Origin of the sequence: Gemmobacter lutimaris (genome assembly GCF_003570715.1) — a bacterium.
GTDB classification, from domain to species: domain Bacteria; phylum Pseudomonadota; class Alphaproteobacteria; order Rhodobacterales; family Rhodobacteraceae; genus Gemmobacter; species Gemmobacter lutimaris.
Window position 1 is genome coordinate 1 of record NZ_QXXQ01000050.1, and the last position, 1213, is coordinate 1213.

Genomic DNA, 1213 nt, shown 5'->3' on the forward strand with positions numbered 1-1213 from the left:
TGTATCGACCCAGCGGAATCTGCACAGGTTAAGCCGCTAATGCGAATGCCTCAGCGGGGGTTTTCATATCCAGCGCCTGATGCGGGCGTCGGTTGTTGTAGAAGCTGATCCAGTCACCGATGGCGCGCGTCGCGTGCTGAATGCTGTCGAAGCGCTGGCGATGGATGCACTGTTCTTTCAGTGTCCGGATCACACGCTCGACCATGCCATTCTGCTGAGGGCAATGCGGCGTGATGAACTCTTGCTTCAGGCCGTAGCTTCGGACCAGCGCGGTGTAGCGGCGGCTGGTGAAGACCAAGCCATTGTCGGACCTCAGAAGGAACTCGCGCGTGACCTTTCCCAAGGTGCCGAACCGGCTGATCAGCGCATGCTCCAATGCGCTGGCGGCAGTGGTTGCCTTGCCGGATCGCGACAGATGCCAGCCCAGCAGCTCGCGGGTGTGGCAGTCGATGACGAGGGCCAAAGTTGTCCAGCCGTCGCGCCCTGCCCAGATTCGGCACAGGTCGGTGGACCAGCGCTCGTTCGGCGCGTTCGCGACCGAGGGCACTGCTTCGATGCGCGGTCGCATGCCGATCGGGCGCTTGCGAACCTGCCAGCCTTTGATCTGAAAGATGCGCTGCACGGTGTTCTTGTTGTAGCCCAGAAGCCAGGCCACCGTGCGATAGCCGAACGAAGGCTCCTTTTCGATCATCGCCTTGATCGGCTCGGCAAAGCGGGGATCGACCTTTGGCGCAGCCTTGGTCGGCTTGTAGTAGACCGTCCGCCGCGGCACGCCGAACCACGCGCAGAGTTTGGTCAGCGGCACCGACAACCCATCGGCAAGCAGGCCCTCATGGAGCGTCCGGATCATTTGTCGTCCTCCCGCTCCATGAGGGCCGCCAGCTTTTTTCTGGCGCGCAGTTCCAGCATGGCCTCGCCATAGGCCTCCTGCAGGTCCTTCAGCTGCTTCTCGTATTGCTCACGGATCTCCAGTGGGTTCGCACGCAGGGCGTTCTCCATGCCGCGCTTGGCATCATCGACCCAGCCCTCGATCTCGGATGGTGACAGGTCATAGGCACGACTGGCCTCTGCCACCGTCGTCTTGCCCTGAATGATCTCGACCACCAGCGCCGTCTTACGCTTCGCAGTCCACCGCTTGATGCTGTCGTCCATCGTCACACTCATCGCTACCTTCTCCATTGTAGCATGAGCAGATTTTCACTGGGTCGATACA

2 protein-coding genes are annotated in these 1213 nt (G+C 61.2%); both read right to left on the minus strand.

The genetic code is table 11. The features are described from left to right. Positions 1–28: 28 nt before the first annotated feature. Positions 29–850 (minus strand): IS3 family transposase, encoded by an 822-nt coding sequence (locus D2N39_RS22400; RefSeq protein ID WP_158589913.1) that lies wholly within the window; start codon positions 848–850, stop codon positions 29–31. Continuing rightward, positions 847–1152, minus strand: a complete 306-nt coding sequence (locus tag D2N39_RS22405; protein ID WP_233557391.1) for a DUF1153 domain-containing protein — start codon at positions 1150–1152, stop codon at positions 847–849. The genes D2N39_RS22400 and D2N39_RS22405 overlap by 4 nt, the downstream gene beginning before the upstream one ends. Positions 1153–1213 lie beyond the last annotated feature (61 nt).

Coding starts and splice junctions, on each gene's coding strand:
- D2N39_RS22400 (WP_158589913.1), bottom strand. CDS start 850: ATGATCCGGACGCTCCATGAGGGCCTGCTTGCCGATGGGTTGTCGGTG.
- D2N39_RS22405 (WP_233557391.1), bottom strand. CDS start 1,152: ATGGACGACAGCATCAAGCGGTGGACTGCGAAGCGTAAGACGGCGCTG.